Here is a 26,549-nt window from a genome sequence, read left to right as displayed (position 1 = left end):
TATGTTTGGTGATATTTCCGTTGAAGAATTTCTGCGCGATTACTGGCAAAAAAAACCGCTACTGATCCGTAATGCCTTCCCCAATTTCCAATCGCCCATTACGCAAGACGAATTGGCAGGTTTGGCATGTGAAACCGATACTGCCCGCATTGTGATCGAACAAGGCGGCGCACACCCGTGGGAAGTGCGTCACGGCGCATTCGACGATGATGATTTCAGCAACTTGCCAGCAACGCATTGGACATTGCTGGTCAACGACACCGATCAACATTTGCCCGAATTAAAAGCGGTGATGGAACCATTTCGCTTCATACCCGACTGGCGTATCGACGATTTGATGATCAGCTTTGCGGTAGAAGGCGGCTCGGTAGGCCCGCATGTGGATGCCTACGACGTATTCCTGTTGCAAGCGCAAGGGCAACGCCGCTGGCAAATCACCACACAACCCGCTCACCCTGACAATTTCCTGCCTGATTTGGAATTACGCATCATGCGTGATTTTCAAGCCGAACAGGAATGGATTGTCGAGCCGGGTGATTTGCTCTACCTCCCCCCCAATGTGCCGCACTACGGGGTTGCGCTGAACGAATGCATGACCTATTCCATCGGTTTCCGCGCCCCCTCACAAGCCGATATGCTGGAAAAACTGCTCGAAGATTCGCTGGAAGATGCGCGTTTGCAACAACGATTTGCTGATCCTGAGCGCATCCCGCAAGCTAACCCCGGTGAACTAACCACTGTGGACATGGATCGCTTAATTGATTTTGTGGTCGATGCTCTTCCACAAGATGAACAATCTTTACAACTTTGGTTAGGAAAATACCTAACAATACCTAAAGGTAATACACAACCCATTGAAGCAGAACCCGTTAGTCGCTCTGAGTTTAGCCGCTTAGTTAGGCATAAAAAACGCTTTGAAAAGTCGCTGGATACACGAATACTGTACTTTCTATCAGCCAGCAACTTGCATCTTTTTGCGAATGGAAATCATTACTTAATTGATACCCAACACCTTCAATTTATTGAATACCTATGCCAGACTTCCGTGCTATTGCATAAAGATTATGCTCACTTTCTTACTCAAGAAGTGAGCTTTGACACCTTACATGAATTGCTATCAATTGGTGTTTTCTCAGTAAGAAAATAAGTTACCGACCTGCTATTTTGTTTAAATATTTTTCTATAATTATCATTGCCTTGGATAAAATAAACTAATGATTATTCACCCTCTGTTCAGTTTTGCTCGATTAATATACTAAACAATAAATGACTTGCCTCTCAGTCGAGAGAGTTTTAGCGCTTTAGCTTATTTTTTATGTAACAGGGGAAACACGATGGATTTCAAACGATCCATGTTTGCTGCTTTATGCAGCGCAATGGTTGCGGGTGCTGCTATCACCATGCTACCAAATTTTGCAGTTGCGGCTGACAGTGATAAAAAGATTTCACTCAAGCGCAGCAATCCTGCAGAACCAATCGGGCGGGATGCTATCCTTTCAAAAGTGAAAGCAGCCTACAAAGGTCGAATATTATCTGTTCAGGAAAAACCTTTACCTGACTATCCAGATTGTCATATCGTGCGAATGCTTTCATTAGAAGGTGAATACCTAACCATTAAAGTTGCATGTAGTGACTAAAAAACATGCCGAAAAGCATTGAAAACAAAGAAATTTAATTTAAAGTACCCGAAATTCTGAACGAATCTTCGGGTATTTTTTTATAGTTTTTATTAATAATTAACACTGATTGTTTTTTATTACAGGCAAGCTGGTGTATGATTGCTCTTACCGGGGTTTGCTACTTAAAAAGCTCCCGAATTATATTGACCAAATAATGATCAATTGACCAACCAAGAAAGAGCTGTGTCATGCGCGTACTTATAATAGAAGATGAAAACATTATTCGCGAACAAGTAGCCGAAAACCTTAAAAAGAACGGCTTCACCGTAGACTTAGCGGCTGATGGTTCCCAAGGGCTGTATGTCGCTCTCGAATACCCTATTGATGTTGCTGTCATTGATTTGGGTTTACCCCATGCGAAAGGGGGAGCTGTTAACAATGATCTGGGACTAGATATTATCCGCTCCATTCGAGCTAAAGGCTTGAGTTACCCTATTATCATTTTGACAGCACGCGACCGCTGGCAAAGTAAAGTAGAAGGGCTGGAAGCAGGTGCTGATGATTATGTAACCAAGCCCTTCCATACTGAAGAACTGATTGCTCGCTTGCGGGTGCAATTACGGCGCACGGGTCGTTGGACACAAGCTGAACTCAGTTGCGGCCCGATCCGTTTAAACACCTCTGAACAACGCGTTTATGTGCATGAGCAGGAAGTAACACTGACAGCCTATGAATATCGGGTATTAGAACACTTAATGTTACACGCCGGTGAAGTCATTTCTAAAACACGCTTGACTGATAGCTTGTATGAAGAAGATACCGATCGCGATAGCAATGTTATCGAAGTGTTTATTCGCCGTTTACGCATTAAACTTGACCCGGACGATACACTCAAGCCTATCGAAACCCTGCGTGGTCGTGGCTACCGCTTCACCTTAACACGTACATAATACTACGAATACTCGGTAGGCATCCTTATGCTCAGTTCATTACGTAGCCGCCAGCTCATCAGTGGGTTTGGCGTTATTATGGTCGGTATTCTGATGCTCGGCGGGATGCTACACTGGTTTTCCTACAGCTACAAAATAGATCAAAAAAAAGTGGAACTCAGAGAAACTTCTTATGATCTATTAGGTTTTCTTAATTTTGAGGAAGGACAATTCAAAACATCCGAAGAGAAGGATGTAGAGGCTAAAGCAAAGGAAATGATTCGCTTTCGTAAATTGGATGATGTTGAACAGAATCGTTTTGCCTATATAATCGACACTAAAACGAATGATATTGTATGGACAGCAAATACAATGGGTAAGCCAGATCAGCTAATAGAAGCTGACTATCTGTTGCGTTTTAGTCTTAAAAAAGACATTCCTGTTAGTTTTGAACCAACCTTTGACCAACAAAAACCCTTACCCCCTAAAGATCCCAATAAATTAGTGGATGATGAGGTACTTCAGCAAACATACTCTCAAGAATACTTACTCGCTATCCAAAGTTTCTTTCATCCAGAATACGGGACGTTCCAATTTGTTTTGGGCATTTCTATTGCTGACATTCAAAAAGAAATGCAGGACATGCGACAAAAATTTGCCGTGTTGTTATTCCTATCTGCCGTACTCGTTCTGATTGCTCAACTGGCTTTGAGTTTTTGGGTTGTTGCCCCAATCAAAGAATTTGAGAACGAAGTTAAAGCGATTGAAGCTGGCGATAAAGACAGTATTAGTGAACATTATCCTGAAGAACTGCTTCCCGTCAAAAATGCCTTAAATGGCCTACTCAGCTATGAGAAAGGCCAAAAACAGCGCTATAAAGACACGTTAGATGACTTGGCACATAGCATCAAAACACCATTAACGGCTATGCAAAATCAGCTTGATCAATTACGCCGCGATGCTAATCCTGATGCCCAAATTAAGATCGCCACCACAGTATTTGAGTCACAAATTGAGCGCATTCGTGAAATCATTGGACATCAACTACGCCGCGCCATGGTGACAAATCAAGGCGCGATGATTTTATCTCAACCCGTGCGCCCGGTACTCTTCCGTTTACGTGAAACACTGCAAAAGGTGTACCGTGACAAAGTGTTTGAAATCCGTATTAATGTGGATGAATATGCCAAATGTCGCATGGATGCCGAAGACATGATGGAACTGTTTGGCAACTTACTTAACAATGCCTGCCGTTTCTGCAAAGATCTTGTAGAAATTTCTGCACACCATGATAACAATATGCTAATTATTGATATTGATGATGATGGATTAGGCTTTCCGATCAACAACCCCAATAAACTATTACAGCGTGGTATTCGCGAAGATAGCAAGAGTGATGGTCAAGGTATTGGTATGGCCGTCAGTACCGAAATTGTTTCTGCTATTGGCGGCAAAATTGAATTGCTAGTCTCCCCCTACGTCGGTGCACGGGTACGTTTGCATTTGCCCGTGTAATGCTATTATACCTATGGCTGGCTAATGACTCTAATGCTCACTTTGTCAACAGAACCAGCCATATCAAATACCGTCAGCTCATAGTCACCTGCCCGGGTAAAGGTATGACGTAAGCCGCCGCGCTTGGTATCGACACCTGCCGGTTCACCATTGACTAGCCAAAAATATTGCCCTTCACCACCTTCTGCTAACAAATCCAAGGTCACTCCTTTAATGGCTTGCCCAGAAACGTCTTTGGGTAAATACAACTGGCTACTCGCATCTAAGTTACGAATAGCCAGTTGTGTCCCACTCTGATATTCGCTGCCGGGTGGACAACTACGATCAAAGGCGGGTAAGCGTATTTTTTCCAACATATGATTCGCCAACCACGGGTGCAATTCCAACGGCCACTGTGCGACCTGCCGGGCGCTGCGTTCAGACGTATTGCAGGCTGCCGTTACCCGTAATCCTGTCACTGGGTTAACCCAGTAGGTCTGTAATCCGGCTGACCAAGAATGTTGCTGCAAATGCGGTAAAGTCGGTGGAATATTGCCATCCAAAATCCACGCTTGTTGACGTAAATGACAATGCTCAACGGGCGTTTGCGCCACACTTTCGCCCAAAGGCCAGCAAATGTCCGTCTGTATCACTGTAGCAGGGCGACGACGCGCCTTAACATCCACTGCGTTAGGCAATGCCCGAAATACATCAAATAAAATAGGCCCTGCCGCCGCAACACCCAAACGACCAGGTAATGGCGTCCCATCAGGACGTCCTGTCCACACCCCAACAGTATGATTATCGCTAACCCCAATAGCCCATGCATCTCGAAAACCGTAACTGGTTCCTGTCTTCCATGCCACACCTACTGCATTCGTGCTCCCTTCAGGAGGAGGAATCGAGCGCAATATCTCTTGAATAATCCATGCAGCCCCCGCTGACAATAACCGTCGTTCTTCCAACGGGTCATCTTCGGCAAATCGGGGTTTGATGCTAATCCCGCCACGCGCTAGTGCAGTAAAACCACGCACTAAATCTTCCAACGTTGTGCCAGCCCCCCCCAAAATCACGCTTAAATTTGGCTCAGCTTGTTCAGGAAAACTGATGACTACGCCACCATTACGTAACCGCGCCACGAACACGCTGGGTGTTAAACGTTGCAACACATCCACTGCTGGAACATTCAGGGATTGTTGCAAGGCTTGTGCCACGCTAACCGCCCCCGAAAAATGCCGGAAAAAGTTCTGCGGTGCATAATCGTTCAACTTCAGCGGCACATCACTCAACAAACTAGCAGAATGCACCAAACCATCATCCAGTGCCATACCGTATAAAAACGGCTTCAGTGTTGACCCCGGAGAACGCACAGCTTGAACCATATCAACATGCCCAAAACGCTCAGCATCATGAAAATTAGCCGACCCCGCATACGCCCGCACGTAACCGGTACGATTTTCAACGACCAATACACCGATGGACGCTTTCTCTGGCAAACTGTTCACACGGTTACGCAATACATTATCAACGGCCCACTGTGTATTGGTATCCAGTGTCGTCTGTAACCGTGATACCTTTGCTGCAAACGCCCGTGCTTTCATGCGTTGTGCAAACAACGGTGCTTTCAGTGGCTGTTGAAAACGCAGCTTCATCACTGGCTCAAGCATGGCATCGTCCACGATTTCCTGTGACCAAACACCTTGCGTAGCCATGCGCCGCAACACTTTATCACGGTAACGTTGTGCCAACTCAGGCGAACGATCAGGACGCAAGCGCGAAGGTGCTTGGGGTAAGACCGCTAACAATGCCGCCTCCGCATGACTCAAGGCCAATGCAGGCTTATGCAACCAAGCAAAACTGGCTGTCTGTACCCCTTCAATAGGCCCACCAAACGGCGCAAGATTGAGATAAAAAGTCAGAATTTCTGCTTTGCTGTAATGCCATTCCAATTGCAACGCACGGAACATCTGCTGAATTTTTCCAGCAACAGTACGTTCATGGGGATCCAGAATCCGTGCCACTTGCATGGTTAAGGTAGAGCCACCCGAAATAACTTGCCCACCTTGCAACCATTGCCAGCCAGCCCGTAGCAAAGCAAATGGATTAATCCCCGGATGCTGGTAAAACCAACGGTCTTCGTATGTCAGCAAAGCCTCAACATACAAGGGTGAAACCTCATCCAACGTCACCGGATAGCGCCACACCCCTTCATTATCGGCAAATGCACGTAACGGCGTGCGGTCTTGCGCCAGAATCAACACGCTACGTACCCGCTCCGGCTCTGGTAATCGCCATACCCGATCTGCCAACATAAACAGCAACAGGCAAACCAATACCGAGGCTCCCAGCCTGATCAGGTAACGACGCATTAAGGCTCCCTCTTACGGAATCACCAATGCAGGCGGCACAGCACCTAAACCATTCAGTTCCGGTCGATACATATCTTCCGCATACGGCGGCGGTACAGCAAAGCGTCCGGCTGACACCACCCGCACCAAATAAAAGAGATGATGGCGCGTTTTAGCTCTCAATGGCAAAGCCGCCACATAACGATCGTCACGGAACTCCTGAGTACGCAATTCACTACTACCCAACAACTCCAGCACTGGCTTATCCATTCCCTCCAATTGCAAACCTTCTAACGATTCGTTATTCGACAAGTTGGTATTTTCAATCTCAAATCCAGCAGGCAATAAATCCGCAACCAGTGCATCGTTAATATCACTATTGCTACTCACCATAAGATGGGTCAACAATAATGCACCCGCTTTAATCCCATCTGGCGCTACTTTTTTACCATCCAAACTGTACCAGCCCCGTTGTATCTCAATCGGATCACTGTCGGGTGCAGGCACTGTATTCGGATAGCCATCCACACTCAAAGCAACATACAGAGGCTCTTTAGCCGTCACCCGAATACCTTGCTGAAAATTGTCAGCACTTAGGGAACGGTATTGCGTACTACTACCCGACAAATCCACCGTATCCTTGCCCACTGTCAGCATAGCCTTCCAACCCGCCGTGGCCTTCTCCTGTACTTTTAAGCCAGCCAACAAAGTAAAGAGTTGTTCTTGCGTGCTGAAATAAGTACGGTTGTGCAACAACTCTACCAACTGATTTATTTCAGTCGACAGTTGTGACAGCTTGGCTTTGTGGCGCAGTAACAAATACAGCATCGCCGCCTGATCCCTTAAGCTACTGCCATAATCACCAAGGTACTTTTGTTCATCACGAACCATCGCTAAGCCACGCTGAATCGCATCCTCGCTGCGCGTTTTATCCCCTCCCGGCATCATCTGAAGCGCCAACCCCAAATGCACCAATGGCAAACCGGAAGCTGCTTTACTCACATCTTTTTCATACATCACTTTTAGCGTCCCCGGTGAGGCACGCTTTACGCGTGATAACACATATCCCGCGTAAGCACGTGCCGCAAAATCCAAGTGTGCAGGCATGTCCGCAAACTCATAACGGCTCTCCGCCGCGCCCTCACCCTCCTGTAAACGCTCTTCCAAATTCTGAAGTGCTCGCTGTAATAACCACTCAGGTACAATAAAACCTTGTTCTTTTGCATCCAGCAAAAAATCCACCACATACGGTGTCAGCCAATATTCCTCCTGCCCACCGTTCGCATCCCCCCACAGGGTGAAACCACCGTTAGCTAATTGCATTCCTGCAAGACGTAATAACGCCGCACTCACCCTCTCATTGCGCTCCTTCATTTCTAAAGGTTCTAAACCCAGCACTTCAGAGACGTTCGCGTCCAAGAACAAGTAAGGCCATGCACTGCTGGTCGTTTGTTCCAAACAACCATAGGGGTACTGTAACAAGCCTTGCAAAGCACTCCGCAAAGGTAACGGTGGAGTCGCCGCCAAACTCAAACTCGCTTGCAAGCCTGCTGCCTGATACTGTTGAATCGTTGTGGCATCCAACGTTAAGGTTTCACCAGCGGCTAACTCACGGTTTTGTGCCAAGTATTGTGCAGGGTAGGCAGGGCGCACCGCGACTTGAACCTGCCGCCTCGCCGTAAAGCCTTTTCCCGTCAACTCCAGATTAATTTGCCCTTGCCCGAAAGCTTGTTGAGCCGATACAGGTAATCGTAAGGTTTCACGCTTACCCGCCGCTAAAATAAGCTCGCGAGTATCCGCCACGCCGGATAATAAATCATTACTGCTCAGTTTCAGCTTCACGACTTGCGCTTCAGGCGTGGTGTTATTCACATCCACCGTCAAGAAACTGCTGTCACCAGCGGCAAGAAAACGCGGTGCCGCAAGACTCGCCACGACTGGAGAGGCTACTTTCATCTCATGCTCGGCGCTACCAAAACGATCTTCTGTTGCGGCAACCGCCATCAAGCGTAATGTCCCATCAAAGCCGGGTAATGGCAGTTCAATTTTTGCTTTACCTGCTGCATCAAATGCCACAGCACCACTGAATAGCGAGACGATACGCACATCTGCTTGTCCCAAAGCACCGCCACGCCGCGTACTCGCATCCCCCCCAAAACGTTGACGTAACGGTGTACCCTCAACACCTTCAATGATTTTGCCATAAGCGTCATACAGGCTGGTCGTATACTGATGCTGTGAGAAATAAAAGGCCAATGGGTCTGGTGTCTTAAAATCGGTAAGGCTTAACACCCCCGCATCCACTGCCGCCAACGTGACGATTGCTTTTTCTCCACTGAGATTGTCCGCACTCACGGTGACAGTGGTAGTTTGTTCTGGCAAGACTTTTTCTGCGGCCTCAATACTGAGGTTCAAGCGCCGTTGTTCCCGGTCAAGCGGCAAGAAAATCACACCCAAGGCGCGATTAGGTGCGATCTTTTGCTGGCTACTGGCTGGGCGGAAGGAAGTCACCGTGATGTACAAATCGTGGCGATTCCATTCCTGACTCACCGGAATCTCCACAATCGAGCCTTCTGCTGGCAAGGTTACTCGCTTCGACCATAAGAGTGACTCACCCTCCACGGCAACAATGGCTTCACCTGCACTGGGCGGCGTTATTGTTAACTTGACTACATCACCAGCCTGATATTTCGCTTTATCCAACGCTAATTCAATCTGATCAGGGCGAGCTGCATTATTCGCGTCTTGTTCCCAATCCCAACCTGCATGAAAGGGGTAAACCGCTTTCAAACCTGTCTCAGCATCTTCCACTTCTAAACGATAGTGACCATATTGCACCGCAAAAACAGCCTTACCTCGTGCCGCTGCATCCAATGTCAGCTTTTGCTGTAAAATCGGGTATTCACTGGAAATATCCTTACGCTGCCAACCTTCAGCATTGTTGTACTCCCAGAAATATTCTTTTTCTTCTCTTACCAACGTCACCGCAAGCGCTTGGGTTGCAGGGGCGGGCTGCCCTTGTGCGTTGAGACGCACCAACTCAAAACCCGCTTCACCATTATCAGCAACCGTGTCGTTGCTGAATAAGGGGCGAATCCCCACCAAATTCTGAGTCGGCCAAAATGGCACATCTAGCTTACGGGTTACACTACGTCCGCCTGTTTCATGCAGACTGCCGATAACGCTCAAAGTCAGCGGAGAACTGATTTTTCCCACCAAAGCAGGACTTTCCACAAAGCCACCACCCGTTTCATTTAAGGAAATTTCTGGTAAATCTTCACGACTAATCAATTTTTCATCACGAGGATCACCAAAATAATAATCGTTGAATGCTGGCAAGGGGTGACGATTCACACTGACAGTACGCACCGCTGTCAATTTATTGCCACTGGCAGGCGCACCATATAAATAGTCCCCCTGCGCCGCCACAACGAGCTTTTCACCAGCAGTCAGTAATTTATTTTCGGCAGTTAAGGCCAACTTCATGCGTTCGGGCATGAAGTCTTCTACATGAAACGTAAAACTGCTAACAGGCGCAACATCTTTAGCATTAATGCGAACTTCCGCTTTCCATGTCCCTGTGGGAGCATCAACAGGAATCGGTAAGCGATACGTAAAAAAACCCAACTCAGCGTTAGCCGCAAGCAAGTTTTCTTCCAACAACAATTTTGTATCAGGGCGGACGATGCGTAAATTCAGGTTCTTTGCTGAAACGGCCTGACCATCACGGTCACGTAACAGCACAGATAAATCCATCGCTTCACCGGGCCGGAATAGATCACGGGTACTGTAGATAAACGGCGCAATGGGTTTATCAGGCAAGCCTGTTACTGCGTATTCCGACAAATCCAACGCCGCTTCACGTAGATCCAAGAAAGCAAACTGTGTTTCCTGTTGCGCCGTTAGCAATAAATCGCCGCCAGGCCGATGTTCAAAACTGACACGTCCTTCCTCATCCGTTTCCAGCGTCAAAGCCTCTTTTTCGCCTTGCAATTTCAATTGAACCCCAGACAACGGTTTTCCCGTATCCAAAGCATTGGCGAAAACCTCCAACCCACGCGCGTACAAACGCACATGTAAACCAATATTCGTGACAACGAACTGCGTAATGCGGTAAGCCTCATCGTTAAAACGCCCCGGTTCCCGCATTACGGCAAAATACACGCCCGGCGTTTTCAACTCTTGAATATCTTCTACCGGAATCAACATCGAAGTACGCGCATTCAACTTGGCATCGGTGACATAGCGGCGGGAATAAACACTTTCTGTCACTGCATGGATTTCTTCCAATTGCCACTGCGACAAGCGCCCCCCTAAACTGATTGTTTTCAGCATATCTGGCAATTTTTCTGGTTGCACCCGCAGAAATTCAATATCCAACTCTGGTACATTCACGACTCGGATAGGTAAACCACCCGTTAGTTTAGCAGGCAAAATACTGCCAATCGCTGCGAAATCAAACGCGGGGCTAATATCACGGGTTTTGATATTAGTATCATAGGGTTTTTGCAATTGCAGGCCGTTTTTACTGGTTAAACCCGGTCTAATTTGCACACGGTAATCGGTTTGTGGCTTGATATTACTGAAAAATAAACGGCGTGTCTCATTCGTCATTACCCAACTACCTTCGACCATTTTGCCGTTAGCTGTTACGGTAATGAAGGTGTTGTAATCTGCTGTCGGGTTCAAATCTTGTGAAAACGTCACGGCTAAGGCAGGGCTGGTATCCAAAGTACGTTCAGACACATCCACCACCAGCATTTGTGTCAGTAAGGCTTCATTGCTGTATTGTGGGCTAGGAACAACTGACGCAGGCACAGGCTCTTCTGCCCTTGCCTGCCCCATGAGTAGCAGTAACAGACACAGCCATAACCACGGTAACACGCGACGAATTTGATAAGCCATTATTGTTTTCCACCCTGCGAGACTAGATGTATTGTGTAGAATGCCAGTATAGACTTTTTCGGCGCAAAGAGGTTACAACAATGTTGGGATAATGTTTGATTGGAGGAGGAAGAGTAAGCATAAAGAAAAAGTGGCGACCCTATGGGGATTCGAACCCCAGTTACAACCGTGAAAGGGTCGTGTCCTAGGCCTCTAGACGATAGGGTCGCTGATGTGAACCTGTTGTGTGCTACTTACTTAGCTAGACTTGGAAAAGTGGCGACCCTATGGGGATTCGAACCCCAGTTACAACCGTGAAAGGGTCGTGTCCTAGGCCTCTAGACGATAGGGTCGCTGATTTAAACTTCCAAACCTATTGTTTATCATTTTCTCGTGGTGAAAAAATGACTATGGTGGATAACCCGGCAAATGTAATTAAAAAACCGAGTGGCACCGCCAATAAAAATATTTTCGCCAACTCATCGCTGTCTACAAACATAAAGCCAAATCCGAAGATCAAGCCTACAACTGTTATCACTAGACCAATGATCAAGCTGTAACGACCAAGACGATCCATAAATACTCTCACGTCGGTCAATATTGGTGGAGCTAAGCGGGATCGAACCGCTGACCTCTACAATGCCATTGTAGCGCTCTCCCAGCTGAGCTATAGCCCCACGGCGAAAGAGAGGCGAATTCTGAAGGAATCCGCCGTTTCTGTCAAGCGCCTTTTAAAGAATTTGCAAAGATTGCTTTGTGCACATCGCCAAGGCTAATAATACCCACCAACTTGCCCGCTTCAACCACCGGAATCCTGCGAATTTTTTGCACGCACATAATAGAAACTGCCTTCATTAACGGCATCTCAGGGCTAGCAGAAGCCACTAACTTACTCATCAAATCACAGGCTTGCAAACCAAGGGCATCACTGTAGCCCTTTTCCATCTTCTCGAAATCAGGCACACCCTCTTCACGAGCAACCTCGGAAATATCAGGGAACATCTTGCGTAACACGTCTTTTTCAGAAACGACGCCGACAACATTGTTATCGTCATCCACGACCGGCATCCCGCTGATCTTGTTAAAGCACATAACCTCGACCAAATCACGCACCGGGGTATTGGGCTTAGCCGTTTTGACGCTGGTATTCATGATGTCTTTGACTTTCATTCATCCTCCTCATTCATGCTAGGTTTTAGTCATACAAACATAACATAAAATCCCCCACAAATCGTATTAGCTTAGGGGGATATGTTCACCTTAGGCGGCTAAATTGCGAATAAAGCTAACCGCGCGTTGAATGCGCTGCAACGTGCGTTCACGCCCAATCAATTCCAAGGTAATTTCCAGTGAGGGCGAAGAAGCACTCCCCGTCACCGCCACCCGCAACGGTGGCCCCACTTTGCCCAGTTTCAAGCCTAATGTTTCGCAAGCGGCTTGAATTGCGGCGTGAATATTTTCGCCCTGCCAAGCAGTCAAAGCCGCCAATTCATCATGCACCACCAGTAAATTATCAGCCGTATCCGCTTTGAATTGCTTTTGCACCGCTGCTGCATCGAACTCAGTAAACTCTTCGTAGAAATACCGGCTAATAGCCACCATTTCCACTAATGTTTTCGCACGTTCGCGTTGGGCATTGATCACATCAGTCAACGCTGGGCCTTTTGAGACATCCAAATCTTGCGCTTGTAAATGCCACTGCAACTGCGCTTCCAATTCTGCCGCCGGTAAGGTCTTAATGTAATGTTGGTTAAGCCACAATAATTTGTCCGCATTAAACGCTGATGGCGCACGGTTGATGGCTTCCAGTGAAAATAACTCAATCATCTCTTCACGTGAGAAAATCTCCTGATCACCATTAGACCAGCCCAAACGCACCAAGTAGTTCAATAAGGCTTGTGGCAGGAAGCCGTCATCTCGGTATTGCATCACACTCACAGCACCATGTCGTTTCGACAAACGCTGCCCATCTGAACCTAAAATCATGGGCAAATGGGCAAATTTCGGCGGATCAAAGCCCAATGCCCGCATAATATTGATCTGACGCGGCGTATTATTAATATGATCATCACCACGAATAACATGGGTCACTTGCATATCAATGTCATCCACCACCACCGTCAGGTTGTAAGTAGGCGTGCCATCGGAACGCGCAATGATCAAATCATCCAACTCTTCATTACTGATGATGATTTTACCTCGTACCAAATCATCAATTTCTACCGCACCCGTTTGTGGGTTACGAAAACGGATCACCGGATCAACACCTTCTGGCGGTGTTTCATCCTGACGGTCACGCCAGCGCCCGTCGTAACGTGGCTTTTCCTTAAGCGCCATTTGCGCTTCGCGCATCTGCTCAAGCTCCTCCTTGCTGCAATAGCAACGGTAGGCATGACCGCTCTCCAGCAATTGCTGAATCACTTCCGCGTAACGGTCGAAGCGTTGGGTTTGGTAGAACGGGCCTTCGTCATGCCCCAAATTCAGCCATGCCATGCCTTCCAGAATCGCATCCACAGAGGCTTGCGTGGAGCGTTCACGATCGGTGTCTTCGATACGCAAAATGAAAGTACCGCCCATCTTACGGGCATACAGCCAAGAAAATAGCGCAGTACGTGCGCCACCAATATGCAAATAACCAGTCGGGCTGGGGGCAAAGCGAGTTCTGACGTTCATGACATTCCAGTGATTGATTTTTTAAATAATACCTTAAGCAAAACTGAATAAAAAATAGTCGAAATATTCAGTTCAAATTCAGTGCCCACCCCACATAATCAGCCTCGTTCAAGGGCTAAAGGGGTAGAAAAATAATAACAGGGCTACGCCCCTTCTTTTTATTCCATACTGAAGCGCCTAATCATAATCACAAGTTTCAGGCATTGAAAGCCTTCCTTCTGGAAGGCTTTTTCCTGTTTAAGCGGCAAAGAAATAAGCCAATCCTTGCAATGCAAACCAAGCATAAATACCAGCCAGTATATCATCTAACATGATACCCAAGCCGCCGACCACTTGACGGTCAGCCACACGCACTGGCCATGGCTTCCATATATCAAACAAACGGAATAAGGCGAAGCCGACCACAATCCACACCCAACCACCAGGTGCCGCAAGCATCGTCAGCAAAAAACCTGCAAACTCATCCCACACAATTCCACCATGATCATGTACACCAAGACGACGGGAAGATTCCCCGCAAATCCAGATACCTGCCACTGAAATAAGCAAAAGTACCAGTACATAGCTCCACAGCGGCAACTGCACCAGCAACAAGTACAAAGGAATCGCCGCTAATGTTCCAGCGGTTCCTGGTGCGACCGGTGACAAACCACTACCAAAACCAAAAGCCAAAAAATGAATAGGGGAAGAAAAAACCGTTTTTGCCGGTACTGTCGTGTGCATCAGCGCCAATTCCTCTCTAGTAAGGCATAGGGATTATACACATCTACTGTCAGGCCGCTATAATTGCGCCCTACAACACAAACAGAAGGCTTAATATGACCACTTACTCATTCATTTTTGACATTAATGGTATCGCTGACTTTGAAGAACGCGTATTGAAAGCCTCATTACGTAATCCCGTACTGGTAGATTTCTGGGCAGACTGGTGCGGCCCTTGCTTATTTCTCGACCCTGTGCTGAAAACTGTTATCCCTGAATATCATGGTAAAGTGTTGCTTGCCAAAATCGACACGGATGAAGATGAGAACATGAAATTAGCGGGACGCAATCAAGTGCGTGGCTTTCCCACTGTCATACTATTTGAACAGGGACAGGAAGTTGCTCGCTTTAGCAGCGCTCGTACCAAACCTTTTGTCCGTGAGTTTATTGATACTAACAGTCAAATGTTAGCCAAGGTAAATTCTGCTCATCCATAAGACTGGTATCCTGCTGCCAGCTATGCCATTATTTCAATAAAATTCAAATTAATAAAAATGATTGCCGATTAATGCAAGGGTATCACCATGAAAATAAATACGCTGTCTTATACTGTTACACACGGATTTTCAACTAGACTGCCAGTCATTACAGCACCACAACTGCTAGTTTTAGTGTTCGGACACTCTAGCTTTTTGGACAAACCAGAACCTTTCGAGGCTTTAATCGCACAATACCCACAAGCTATTTTCATGGGTTGCTCCAGTGCTGGTGAAATTATGAATGGCAACATTTACGATGATAGTCTCGTCATTGCCTTAGTATCATTTGAATCGACCTTATTACGTCTCACACACGTTGCCATTCACGACTCTCAAGAATCATACACAATCGGACGCTTACTAGCAGACCGTCTCACAGGGGAGGGACTACGGGGTATTTTTACCCTCTCTGATGGACTAGCAGTGAATGGCAGTGAACTCGCTCAAGGTTTCAACGCTGTCGTTAACCCAACCATTACTGTCACTGGTGGTCTAGCGGGCGATGGTGAACGCTTTACTAAAACATGGGTATTAAAAGATGGCAAACCTACTAGTGGTATCGTTGCTGCCTTAGGCTTATATGGCAATGTCCGCCTCAGCCATGGTTCCAAAGGTGGTTGGAAACCGTTTGGTCCAGCACGTGAAGTCACCCGTGCTGAAAATAATGTCTTATACGAGTTAGCAGGCAAACCAGCACTGGCTTTATACAAAACCTATCTCGGTGAAATGGCAGCAGGACTGCCTGCTACTGGCTTGCGATTTCCCTTAGCTTTATGTAAACCCGGTGAAGTCAAAGAGCTAGTACGCACTATTTTAGCGGTTGACGAAGCCACCCAATCACTTACCTTTGCCGGTGATATTCCCGTCGGCATGCACGCACAACTCATGAGAGCTAATTTAGAGCAACTGGTTGAAGGAGCGGAAGATGCTGCACTCATGTGTGATGCTGATACGGATAAACCTGTATTGTGTATTGCCATCAGTTGCGTGGGGCGTCGCATGGTGATGGGCGCAGATGCTGAAGAAGAAGCCGAAGCCGTGTTAGATAATCTGCCAGAGCATACCACACAAATCGGGTTTTATTCTTACGGGGAAATATCACCTTTTGCCAAAGGCACATGTGACTTACATAACCAAACCATGACTCTTACTACCATTTATGAGTAACGGGATACATGAAAAATATAGGAGCTAGAATGCAGATATCTCGCTCCCATATTCAGCCACAATGGATGCTGTACTGGTTTATTATTCACCTAACAAGGGAACTGGGGACACAACCATCCCATCCTCATCCGAATACAGGTAGTAACCCGGTGTAAAAGTGGCATCGTGGAAACGCACCACTTCGTTACGTAACCCCACACCACGCTTGACGCTCTTCAGCGGCAAAGTGCCGAGGGCTTTTACACCAATATCCATTTGCCCAATATCCACAGAATCGCGTATCAGGCCATAAACGACGATACCATTCCAGCCGTTTTTCACCGCTTTCTCTGCCAGCATATCGCCCAGCAGTGCGCAACGGGTAGAACCACCACCATCCACCACCAGCACTTTGCCTTTGCCATCTTCGGCAACCAGTTCGCGTACCAGTGAGTTGTCTTCGTAAATCTTGATGGTGATGATTTCACCAGAGAATTTGCTGCGACCACCGTAGTTATTGAAACCCGGTTGTACCACTTGCAGTGGCTTGTCTTCATTATTATCGAGCAGGTCGGCTGTTTTGAATGTCATGATAAATCTCCTTGCAATAGCTGAAATTAAAAAGCCCGACGTGTTAGCGCCGGGCTTTTCCAGATTACTTATTCAAACCGGACGGTCTGAATACTAAATCTTAGTGGAATTGCTCTTCTTCAGTAGAGCCAGTCAACGCTGTTACGGATGAAGCGCCCCCCTGGATAACAGTGGTAACGTCATCGAAGTAGCCAACGCCAACTTCTTGCTGGTGAGAAACGAAGGTGTAACCTTTGTCACGGGCAGCAAATTCAGGTTCTTGAACCATATTGACGTAGTGCTTCATGCCTTCGCCGCGTGCGTAAGCGTGTGCGAACTGGAAGGTGTTGAACCAGTTGACGTGGATACCCGCCAAGGTGATGAACTGGTACTTGTAGCCCATTGCAGACAGTTCGTCCTGGAACTTGGCGATGGTGCTGTCGTCCAGATTCTTCTTCCAGTTGAAAGAAGGTGAGCAGTTGTAAGACAACAGTTGGCCTGGGCAAGCTGCCTGAACCGCTTGAGCGAACTCACGCGCAAAGCCAAGGTCAGGTGTACCTGTTTCACACCACACCATGTCAGCGTAAGGTGCGTAAGCAACGCCACGGCTGATGGCCTGTTCCAGACCGTTCTTAACGCGGTAGAAACCTTCAGCAGTACGCTCGCCAGTCAGGAATGTCTGGTCGTTGGCATCATGGTCAGAAGTGATCAGGTTAGCCGCTTCTGCGTCAGTACGTGCCAAGATAACGGTAGGAACGCCCATTACGTCAGCCGCGAAACGTGCAGAAATCAGCTTCTCAACCGCTTCAGAGGTTGGAACCAATACTTTGCCACCCATGTGACCGCATTTCTTAACAGCGGCTAATTGGTCTTCAAAGTGAACGCCAGCCGCACCTGCGGTGATCATGTTCTTCATCAGTTCAAACGCGTTCAGAACGCCGCCGAAACCGGCTTCTGCGTCAGCAACGATAGGCAGGAAGTAGTCGATACCGCCTTCGTCAGTCGGGCTGATGCCACGACTCCATTGGATTTCGTCAGCACGCTTGAAGGTGTTGTTGATACGGCGAACCATGGTAGGTACGGAATCATAAGCGTACAACGATTGGTCAGGGTACATGGTTTCTGAGGTGTTGCCGTCAGCCGCAACTTGCCAGCCGGACAGGTAAACTGCTTCCAGACCTGCTTTAGCTTGTTGCATCGCTTGACCCGCGCTGATTGCGCCGAAAGCGTTAACGTAGCCTTTTTTCGCACTGCCGTTAACCAGATCCCACAGTTTCGCAGCACCGCGTTTTGCCAGTGTGTGGTCAACTTGCAAAGAACCGCGCAGGCGTACTACGTCAGCCGCGCTGTAAGTACGCTTGACGTTTGCCCAACGTGGGTTTTCTGCCCAGTCTTTTTCCAGAGCTGCAATTTGCGCTTCACGAGTTGTCATGTAGTGTTCCTCAGAATCAATAAAAGTGAACGAAACCGGTAAAATGTCGGCAATCTGCCATTGCTTGCTTAGAGCAAGCTGTTATTCCTCTCTCTGCTCGCTGCTGCGAATCTTGCCATCCCCTAAGATGTCAGACAAATATCCGTATCACTGGGGCATTTGATAGTAATAAACCTTCAATCTGTCGACAATAAAATTAATTCAATCCTTACCATTGTCTGAATCAATGGTAGTCATCTACTTTGATCAATCCCAATGTCGACAATGTAAAAGCACGGGTCTGCTGAAGCAACGCAACATTGTTAGCCAATGATTCACCATAGGATGGAATCATGGTTTTCAACTTACTTTTCCAAACATCCGAAGCCATTTCCTTAGGGAAACACTTCTCCAATACTTGAAGCATCGCTGTTACTGTGACAGAAGCACCCGGTGAAGCCCCCAACAATCCAGCTAAGGAACCATCCGCAGCCGTGATAACTTCTGTGCCAAATTCAAGTTTGCCGCCCTTCACAGGGTCTTTTTTGATAATTTGTACCCGTTGCCCTGCACTAGCTAATGTCCAATCTTCGTTACGTGCCTCAGGGAAATACTCGCGCAAAGCACTCATACGTGAATCGTGGTTTTGCATAACCTCCGACACCAAGTAACGGATCAGGTCAAAACTGCTTAGCCCTACCTTAGTCATCGGCAGCAAATTATTGGGCTTGATCGACTCGAGCAAATCCAAAATCGAACCCTCTTTGAGGAATTTGGTGGTGAAGCCTGCAAATGGCCCAAACAACAGCGCTTTTTCACCATCAATAATGCGTGTATCCAAATGCGGTACTGACATCGGCGGCGCACCAATCGACGCTTTACCGTAGACCTTGGCAAAATGTTGACTCACGATTTCTGGTTTTTTACACACCAACCATTGACCACTGACAGGGAAACCACCGTAGCCTTTGCCTTCTGCAATGCCAGATTTTTGCAACAATGGCAAAGCACCACCGCCAGCGCCCAAAAACACAAAATCCGCTGTCAACGTCAGCGTATCGAATAGACTGTTTGTTTCCTGTGTTACAACACACCACTTACCGTCAGCCTGCTTGCGCAAGCTTTTGACTTCATGCTTGAGGTGAATGTCAACGTCATCAAACTGTTGTAAATAACCGATCATGCTGCGAGTTAAGGAACCAAAATTCACATCCGAACCATGTTTCACTCGCGTACCTGCGACTACTTGAGCTGGATCACGCCCATTCATCACTAAAGGCATCCATTCACGCAACACGGCAGGATCTTCGCTGTACTCCATGCCAGCAAACATTGGATGCTGACTCAGCATCTCGAAACGTTTACGCAGAAAATGCACGTTTCGTTCGCCCCACACAAAACTTAAATGAGGCGTCGGGTTAATGAAGGAACTGGGTTCTGGCAATGCCCCTTGTTGCACCAAATAAGACCAAAACTGTAGAGTACGCTCAAAGGACTCGTTGATTGCATAAGCCTTGCTCACTTCGACACTGCCATCCGCTTGTTCTGGCGTGTAATTCAGTTCACAGTAAGCAGCATGACCCGTACCGGCATTGTTCCAACCACTGGTGCTTTCCAGAGCGACATCATCCAAACGCTCAATGATGCTGATTGTCAACAATGGGTTTAACTGTTTCAGCAACACGCCCAAGGTGGCACTCATTGTGCCTGCGCCTACCAGCACCACGTTTACATTCTTTGCGACCATATTTACCTTCAAGAGCTAAGGACTAGGAAATGCAAATGATAGAACGGGAAGGAAGGTAATTTCTATATGTGCACAGCGGATTTTTAACAAGATTGTCGACAATATTAGTGTGGAGAGCCTGCAAAGCAAGGTATGATGCGGCATTGCAGCATTTTATCTCTATGAAATATTTTTCACACAGCCTTATCATTCATAACAAAAATTAATTAATTTAATGGTAAAATATTATGAATAAGTACAGAAAATATAGAATAAGAAACTTTTTAAGAAAAAATAAAAAAGTGTGTTTACTGTCACATTCTCCATGCTGTTTTTTAAATATTCTGCACCCATGGGAAACGACTTTATGGGAGCTAACAACATGTTTAATGTTTATCTGGATGGCAGCTACGACTCTACGCATGAGACCTTTACGAATGCTTGTCGGTATGCACGAATGCAAGCAAGCATTAATCAACAAGCTTATTTCACGGTATTTGAAGCCGGAGATACCAAGGAAAAACAAGTATTAGATGCAGAAAGAGAAGTGATGAAGGGAGTCCCCGCTTACATTATTACTCCACATGCTTGCATACCTAAACAAGAAGAAAAAAGAACCGTAGGCATTGCCACATTAGCTGCAACATCACGTCGGGCAGCCGGTATTTCTAGGGGCTATTAAAAACAAACAACTCAATAAAAACAGGGCTAAACGGGCTATATTATTTGCTCGTTAAACAGTCTTTGCACATCCAGTAAATGGGGCTATTTGCTGAGTGCGTAAAGCATATTAAAGCGGGACATAATCCCGCTTTTTCTTTTTGGCACATCGCATCATTCAACCCACCACAGCTATAAACAAAAAAAAACAAGCAAGAAATATTTGATTGATGTTTTCTTTGGTGTGTGTCTACGGTCACATCTTCAACCTAAGTTGTTACCTTATTCTTACAGCATAGCAACAGAATAGCAGACAGGAGTTTTTTAAATGTTCAAGGTTTTTCTTGACGGAACATATCATTCAACACATAAAACTTTCGCAGAAGCCTGTCGTAACGCACGAACTCAAGCCGAACGTTACCAGAATTCATATTTTACGGTATTTGAAGCTGGCGAAGATATTGATCGCACGTTTTATGCTAACAGCGACACACTGTGCGGTGTACCTGATTATATTATTTCTCCGCATGATAGCATAGCCCATGGCGCTATTGCTTTAAAAACACCATCAGCATTATTGCGGGTACGCCTACCCTCACATACGTTTGGTACACACGAACATCCACTCATCTAATGCTCAATAAAAAGCGGAACATTAAGTCCCGCTTTTTATTTTTCTCACGTATTTTTAAGGTTCTCAAATCAATTTTTTAAAAATCGAAAGAGTACATTACTTGAACGTTGGTTTGTGAATGACTAGCGGCAACATTGGTATTGGTATTTGTTTGCTCAACTTCCGGCGCATAAGCCAATGAAGCAGATACTTTGCTCATCTTACCAACCCCATAAGTCAAACCACCCGTTACATGATTTTCAACAATGGCGGGGAACAGTGGATTTAAGTAAGCATCAGGTACTGGATTATTCGCTAAATTAACCCCGCCGCGTACCGTTAAATTCTCATCAACATCATGGGCAACTCCTAACTTCACCACGGTTTGGTCATCCCAGTTTTGCTTCATCGAAATATCGGCTGCTGCACCATTATCGGCTGTAAAATTCAAATTAAAATCTTTCATGGTATCTGACCAGCCGATACGACTGACATCAGCAGCTACGGTAGTCTTATCCGTCAACTTATAAGCAGCACCAACTGTAGTGGTCGCAGGGAACTGAAAATCCTTGATGGTATATTTACCGGGAATGCTAACGTCGGTCGCACCTGTCGCCAAGTTAACCAACTTCATATTGCCATCACCCGTGAAATCGTCCATAGCGGTCTTCATCCGATAGCTGCCACCTACTGTAAGCTTTGGGTTTACCTTATAAGTAGCGCCGAGACTACCACTGACACCTGCCCCTGTGGTTTTACCACTGAAATCATCATCATTCGAAAAATCAAAGGCTGCCGCAGTACTCGTCATGGCTGCTGGAGCAACCATCGTCCCTAAACCCTGCACCAAAGTACCACTGGCAGAACCCAAAACTTGCTGGCCTTGCGAAAAATCAGCGAAGGTTCCGGGGGCGGCTGGGTTAGCCCCCGCAGCGGCTATCGGCATCCCCATCTTCATGTCCAGACCACCCCAGACATAATCAACGGTTCCGCCAACAGACAAATTATCATTCACTTCATAAGCGACGGGGAAAATAACAGCACCGATACCTAACTCAGAACGCGCACCACCGCCAGCAGCAGCACCTAATGGGGTATCAGCCGCAAATTCAGTTCCCATACCGCCTTGTGATAACACCCCGACACCATAGCTGACCTTGCCTTGCTTGCGCACATAACCCGCTGCGGGCATTAGATAAGAGTCACCACCCGATGTGCTAGACACGACACCGCCCGGTGTTGGTACTTGAACACTGACATCAGGACGTAAGTTACCAAGAGCTACTTCAACTTTCTGATCACCATCTTCCATCATGGTTAATGTAGCGGGGTTATTCGCCATCCCTGATGTACCAACATCCAATGCAGAGGCGGCTCCCCCCATGCCTGTCGAAATAGGGCCATACCCCTCCATGAGCATACCGTTGGTTGCCAACGCAGGTTGTGCAGAAACTGCTAATAATACTGACACAGCCAGGGTAGTCTTTCTAAACATAAATAATCACTCCTCCACTATATTTTTGCGATTTCTCAAAATTTGTTGCGAAATAGTGACAGAGGAGTATTAAGCTGTCAAATGGTTATTATTAAGCAAAACAATAGCTTATTAGAATATAATAATACATAAATCTACAAGTGAGCATTAATCAATCACGGAGGATTGCCGCAACCCGCAATGCATCCTCTTCGGTATCTACCCCCGCCCCCGGAATCTCGGCGGCAATATCCACGTGAATCCGATAACCGTTAGCCAATGCCCGCAACTGTTCCAGCTTTTCCAATTGCTCCGTTTGGGCGAGCGGCATCCCGGCAAAGGCTTTCAGAAAGCCCGCACGGTATGCATACATTCCAATATGCCGCAACGCATAATCCTGTAAGGGAATACCCGTATCACGCTGACACGGGATCGGCGCACGACTGAAATACAATGCCATACCCGCCACATCCCTTACCACTTTAACAACATTAGGGTTAAGAAAGTCAGCCTCAGTCAAGATTGGCGTGGCTAATGTGGCGATACTGGTTTGCGGAAACTGTGCCAAATTACGCGCCAATTGATGTAAATTTGCCACCGGTGTGAGTGGCTCATCGCCCTGCAAATTCACCACAATGGTGTCATCTGCCCAACCTTGTTGCTGCACGACTTCGGCAAGGCGGTCGCTACCCGTTTCATGCGTACTGGCGGTCATCACCACTTGCGCACCAAACCCTGTACACACGCGGCGAATGCGCTCGTCATCCGTCGCCACCAATACTGTCGCAAAATCGGCAGCCATTGCCCGCTCGTGCACATGCTGAATCAAGGGTTTACCAGCCAATTCACGCAAGGGTTTGCCCGGTAAACGAGAGGACGCATACCGTGCCGGAATCACTAACACTGGGTTCATTCGTGCAATAACTCCACTTCTTCTTGTGTCAGGGTGCGAGCGTCTTCTTCCAACATCACCGGAATACCATCCCGAATCGGGTAAGCCAACCGTGCTGATTTAGACACCAGTTCTTGCTTATCCTTATCGTAAATCAATGGGCCCTTGGTGACGGGGCAAGCCAAAATTTCCAGCAATTTCTTATCCATGTTTGAATCCTTGTAAACGGGTAAGGAGAGCCTGAGCAAGCGTTTCGTCCAGTATCGCCTCAATCGGTAGATACCAAACGTTTTGCCCAGCGAATTGACGGCATTTTACCGCATCTTTTTCCGTCATGATGATGGGATGTGTGTCGTTAAAGCAGAATTCTGTGCCAGTAAAGGCGTGATGATCGGGGTAAAGGTGTGGAATGACCTGCAAACCCGCCTGCTCCAGTGTCTGCATAAAGCGTTGCGGATTACCGATGCCGGTAACGACATGCACGGTTTTGCCTGCCCATGCGGTTAACGGTTGCGCTTCCGCTGTGACCAAATTCACCAAGGTATCGCCACGCATGTGCATGGTATCGCCATTGACGATCACAAAATCGCAAGATTGCAAACGCGAGATGGATTCGCGTAATGGGCCTGCGGGCAAGCAATAACCGTTACCAAAACGCCGTTGCCCATCCACCACACAGATTTCCACGTCACGCCCCATGCGGTAATGCTGCAAGCCATCATCAGCAATCACTATGTCGCAAGTATGTTGTTGTAGCAAAGTGGCAATCGCTTGGTTGCGGTCGCTGCCAATCGCGATAGGAACTTGGGTGCGTTGCTTAATCAGCGTCGGTTCATCACCAATATCCCCCGCTTGACGTTGATACCCCCGACTCACCACCCCCGGCTTAAATCCCGCCTCGCGCAGCCGTTCCACCAACCAAATGACCAACGGCGTTTTGCCCGTGCCACCCACCGAAATATTGCCCACGACAATAACCGGCACGGCATGTTTGACTTGCTGGCGTTTATGCTGCCAACGCCGCACTGCCGCTAAAACACAAAACAGCCCCGTCAACGGCAACAGCAGGTACTTACCCAGTCGATCATTGCCGTACCAAACGTTTAACAGCCAGCGCTCAAGTGTCATCGTGGAATTGCAGCGCGTGTAGCTTGGCGTACTGCCCATTCAGTGCCAGCAATTCAGCATGTTTACCGGATTCGATAATTTCGCCATCTTGCATCACCAAAATACGGTCAGCATTCTCAATCGTCGATAAACGGTGTGCAATCATGAAGGTAGTACGGTTACTGAGCAGATTATCCAGCGCGGCTTGGATGTGGCGCTCGGATTCGGTATCCAACGCGGACGTGGCTTCATCCAAAATCAACACCGGCGCATTCGACAAAATCGCCCGCGCAATCGACAAACGTTGGCGTTGCCCACCGGATAACATTACGCCATTATCACCAATCAGGGTATCAAACCCTTGCGGCAGTTTTTCGATGAACTCCAACGCAAAAGCCGCTTCCGCAGCCGCCCGAATGTGCGCCTCACTCATCCCGCGCATGTCGCCGTAAGCAATATTGTTGCGTACCGTATCGTTAAACAGCACCACGTCCTGCCCCACATACGCAATATGGCTGCGCAAGTTATACAAACTCAGCTCAGAAAGTTTCACCCCATCCAGCAAGATTTCACCCTGTTGCACATCGTAAAAACGCGGCAATAAGTTAACCAAGGTGGTTTTGCCACTGCCTGACTTTCCCACCAAAGCAATTTTTTCACCGGCGTTAACGCGCAAATTAATATCACGCAACACCCACTTGTCGGTATTCGGGTAACGGAAGGAAACGTTTTGAAACAACACTTCGCCTCGGCATTGGGTGAGCGCTTGCTTGCCGGTATCGGCTTCGGTAGGGCTATCCAATAACTCAAAAATACCCTCACCGGCAGCAATCGCAGTCTGCAATTGCGCATTCAACTGCGTCAGATTGCGGATGGGGGTGAGCATCAGAATCATTGCCATAATGAAGGAGATGAAAGTACCCGGCGACAAAGCTTCCAGCGTCGATTCGCGAGTTGCCATGAAAACAATGGCAGCCAGCGCCAACGCCACCATGAATTGCACCAAGGGCGTACTGAGCAATTCAGTCACCATGCGCTTCATGTGCAACTCGATATTCTGCTCATTAGCAGCCCCGAAACGGCGCTCTTCATACGGTTCGCCATTAAAAATCCGCACCACTTTGTAACCACGGATCATTTCATTGGCAATCTGGGTCACATCCCCCACCGAATCCTGCACTTTATGGCTCAAGCGGCGCAAACGGCGCGTGGCATACACCACAATCAGCGCAATCAGCGGCACCACCACCAAAATACCCAAGGTTAATTGCCAGCTATACCACAACATTAAGCCCAACAAGCCCAAGATAGTGACCGAATCTTGCACCAACGTCGTCATACCGCGAATACTGGCATTCGCTACCTGATCAATGTAATAACTGACGTAAGCCAATAATTTGCCCGACTGGGTATTCTCAAAAAAGCTGACCGGCATCCGTAATAACTGATTAAACACCTGATTGCGCAAGGTTTTGGTCACTTGCCGCCCGATCATGCCGATGTAATAACCCGACAAAAACATCGCCGCACCACGCAACAAAAACAACCCCAGAATACCGACGGGCAACCACAAAATGGTATCCGAGTCACGTTGAATGATGGCCTTATCCAGCAAGGGCTTCAGACCCCACGCAAAGAACGGCTGAGTCGCCGCACTGATCACCAATCCCACCGCTGCCAGCGCCAAGTAGTGCCAGTAACCCAGCGAATAAGCAATCAGTCGGCGGTAAACCTGCCAACCCGTCGTGCGTGGTGTTGTCAT

General features: G+C 47.4%; 22 protein-coding genes and 3 tRNA genes. 8 read left to right on the top strand and 17 right to left on the bottom strand.

What is annotated here, in order from left to right; genetic code table 11:
- Window position 1 precedes the first annotated feature (1 nt).
- The 4 genes from BLV87_RS09800 to BLV87_RS09785 all read left to right on the top strand — a co-directional run bounded on the left by BLV87_RS09800 (window position 2) and on the right by BLV87_RS09785 (window position 4,063).
- Window positions 2–1,147, top strand: a complete 1,146-nt coding sequence (locus tag BLV87_RS09800; protein WP_093068116.1) for a cupin domain-containing protein — start codon at window positions 2–4, stop codon at window positions 1,145–1,147.
- 187 nt (window positions 1,148–1,334) lie between these two features.
- Entirely contained in the window at window positions 1,335–1,637 is a 303-nt protein-coding gene (locus BLV87_RS09795) for a hypothetical protein (protein ID WP_093068114.1), read from the top strand.
- 230 nt (window positions 1,638–1,867) lie between these two features.
- Entirely contained in the window at window positions 1,868–2,569 is a 702-nt protein-coding gene (locus BLV87_RS09790; RefSeq protein WP_093068111.1) for a response regulator transcription factor, read from the top strand.
- Between the two features lie 27 nt (window positions 2,570–2,596).
- Complete coding sequence (locus tag BLV87_RS09785) at window positions 2,597–4,063, top strand: ATP-binding protein (RefSeq protein WP_093068109.1); 1,467 nt, start codon at window positions 2,597–2,599, stop codon at window positions 4,061–4,063.
- A gap of 11 nt (window positions 4,064–4,074) precedes the next feature.
- Here the strand turns inward: BLV87_RS09785 and pbpC are convergent, their stop codons facing one another.
- From pbpC to BLV87_RS09740, 9 genes are all read right to left on the bottom strand, one after another.
- Window positions 4,075–6,411, bottom strand: coding sequence for a penicillin-binding protein 1C (pbpC, locus tag BLV87_RS09780; protein ID WP_093068107.1), 2,337 nt, complete (start codon window positions 6,409–6,411; stop codon window positions 4,075–4,077).
- A gap of 12 nt (window positions 6,412–6,423) precedes the next feature.
- Window positions 6,424–11,295 carry an alpha-2-macroglobulin family protein gene (locus BLV87_RS09775; RefSeq protein ID WP_093068105.1) on the bottom strand — a complete coding sequence of 1,624 codons (4,872 nt, stop codon included), beginning with the start codon at window positions 11,293–11,295 and terminating at the stop codon, window positions 6,424–6,426.
- Between the two features lie 131 nt (window positions 11,296–11,426).
- A tRNA-Glu gene (locus BLV87_RS09770) sits at window positions 11,427–11,502 on the bottom strand.
- Window positions 11,503–11,551: 49 nt separating this feature from the next.
- A tRNA-Glu gene (locus BLV87_RS09765) sits at window positions 11,552–11,627 on the bottom strand.
- Window positions 11,628–11,647: 20 nt separating this feature from the next.
- Complete coding sequence (locus BLV87_RS09760; RefSeq protein WP_093068103.1) at window positions 11,648–11,851, bottom strand: hypothetical protein; 204 nt, start codon at window positions 11,849–11,851, stop codon at window positions 11,648–11,650.
- Window positions 11,852–11,875: 24 nt separating this feature from the next.
- Window positions 11,876–11,951, bottom strand: a tRNA-Ala gene (locus tag BLV87_RS09755).
- 43 nt (window positions 11,952–11,994) lie between these two features.
- The gene (locus BLV87_RS09750) at window positions 11,995–12,444 is read right to left on the bottom strand and encodes a CBS domain-containing protein (protein WP_093068101.1); all 450 of its coding nucleotides are present in this window, start codon (window positions 12,442–12,444) and stop codon (window positions 11,995–11,997) included.
- Between the two features lie 90 nt (window positions 12,445–12,534).
- Window positions 12,535–13,947, bottom strand: a complete 1,413-nt coding sequence (gene gltX / locus BLV87_RS09745) for a glutamate--tRNA ligase (RefSeq protein WP_093068098.1) — start codon at window positions 13,945–13,947, stop codon at window positions 12,535–12,537.
- Between the two features lie 237 nt (window positions 13,948–14,184).
- A complete protein-coding gene (locus BLV87_RS09740; protein ID WP_093068096.1) occupies window positions 14,185–14,670 on the bottom strand; it encodes a phosphatidylglycerophosphatase A family protein in 486 nt (161 codons plus the stop codon).
- A gap of 95 nt (window positions 14,671–14,765) precedes the next feature.
- On the opposite strand from BLV87_RS09740, the gene BLV87_RS09735 reads away from it, so the two are divergent.
- Together BLV87_RS09735 and BLV87_RS09730 are read left to right on the top strand one after the other, a co-directional pair.
- Window positions 14,766–15,146: a thioredoxin family protein gene (locus BLV87_RS09735; protein WP_093068093.1), complete on the top strand. Its 381-nt coding sequence runs from the start codon at window positions 14,766–14,768 to the stop codon at window positions 15,144–15,146.
- Between the two features lie 87 nt (window positions 15,147–15,233).
- Entirely contained in the window at window positions 15,234–16,355 is a 1,122-nt protein-coding gene (locus BLV87_RS09730; protein WP_093068091.1) for an FIST signal transduction protein, read from the top strand.
- 81 nt (window positions 16,356–16,436) lie between these two features.
- On the opposite strand, the gene rraA is transcribed toward BLV87_RS09730, so the two are convergent.
- The 3 genes from rraA to mqo all read right to left on the bottom strand — a co-directional run bounded on the left by rraA (window position 16,437) and on the right by mqo (window position 20,062).
- Window positions 16,437–16,925, bottom strand: coding sequence for a ribonuclease E activity regulator RraA (gene rraA / locus BLV87_RS09725; RefSeq protein ID WP_175517899.1), 489 nt, complete (start codon window positions 16,923–16,925; stop codon window positions 16,437–16,439).
- A gap of 100 nt (window positions 16,926–17,025) precedes the next feature.
- Window positions 17,026–18,336, bottom strand: coding sequence for an isocitrate lyase (gene aceA, locus BLV87_RS09720; RefSeq protein WP_093068085.1), 1,311 nt, complete (start codon window positions 18,334–18,336; stop codon window positions 17,026–17,028).
- Window positions 18,337–18,559: 223 nt separating this feature from the next.
- Window positions 18,560–20,062 carry a malate dehydrogenase (quinone) gene (mqo, locus tag BLV87_RS09715; protein WP_093068082.1) on the bottom strand — a complete coding sequence of 501 codons (1,503 nt, stop codon included), beginning with the start codon at window positions 20,060–20,062 and terminating at the stop codon, window positions 18,560–18,562.
- A 346-nt stretch (window positions 20,063–20,408) separates the two neighbouring features.
- Here mqo and BLV87_RS09710 point away from each other — a divergent pair, with 346 nt between their 5' ends.
- Window positions 20,409–20,723: a hypothetical protein gene (locus BLV87_RS09710; RefSeq protein WP_139282157.1), complete on the top strand. Its 315-nt coding sequence runs from the start codon at window positions 20,409–20,411 to the stop codon at window positions 20,721–20,723.
- Between the two features lie 306 nt (window positions 20,724–21,029).
- Window positions 21,030–21,335 carry a hypothetical protein gene (locus BLV87_RS09705; RefSeq protein ID WP_093068077.1) on the top strand — a complete coding sequence of 102 codons (306 nt, stop codon included), beginning with the start codon at window positions 21,030–21,032 and terminating at the stop codon, window positions 21,333–21,335.
- Window positions 21,336–21,411: 76 nt separating this feature from the next.
- Here the strand turns inward: BLV87_RS09705 and BLV87_RS09700 are convergent, their stop codons facing one another.
- From BLV87_RS09700 to msbA, 5 genes are all read right to left on the bottom strand, one after another.
- On the bottom strand, window positions 21,412–22,809 hold the full coding sequence (locus BLV87_RS09700) for an OmpP1/FadL family transporter (protein ID WP_093068074.1): 1,398 nt from the start codon (window positions 22,807–22,809) through the stop codon (window positions 21,412–21,414).
- A 151-nt stretch (window positions 22,810–22,960) separates the two neighbouring features.
- Entirely contained in the window at window positions 22,961–23,701 is a 741-nt protein-coding gene (kdsB, locus tag BLV87_RS09695) for a 3-deoxy-manno-octulosonate cytidylyltransferase (RefSeq protein ID WP_093068071.1), read from the bottom strand.
- Window positions 23,698–23,889, bottom strand: a complete 192-nt coding sequence (locus BLV87_RS09690) for a Trm112 family protein (protein ID WP_093068069.1) — start codon at window positions 23,887–23,889, stop codon at window positions 23,698–23,700. The genes kdsB and BLV87_RS09690 overlap by 4 nt, the downstream gene beginning before the upstream one ends.
- Complete coding sequence (gene lpxK / locus BLV87_RS09685; RefSeq protein ID WP_093068066.1) at window positions 23,882–24,808, bottom strand: tetraacyldisaccharide 4'-kinase; 927 nt, start codon at window positions 24,806–24,808, stop codon at window positions 23,882–23,884. The genes BLV87_RS09690 and lpxK overlap by 8 nt, the downstream gene beginning before the upstream one ends.
- A complete protein-coding gene (gene msbA / locus BLV87_RS09680) occupies window positions 24,798–26,549 on the bottom strand; it encodes a lipid A export permease/ATP-binding protein MsbA (protein WP_093068063.1) in 1,752 nt (583 codons plus the stop codon). Before msbA ends, lpxK begins: the two co-directional genes overlap by 11 nt.

It is taken from the genome of Thiothrix caldifontis (assembly GCF_900107695.1).
GTDB lineage: Bacteria > Pseudomonadota > Gammaproteobacteria > Thiotrichales > Thiotrichaceae > Thiothrix > Thiothrix caldifontis.
Note: the sequence above shows the minus strand (reverse complement) of the source record. Positions and strands in the feature narration are given on the sequence as shown.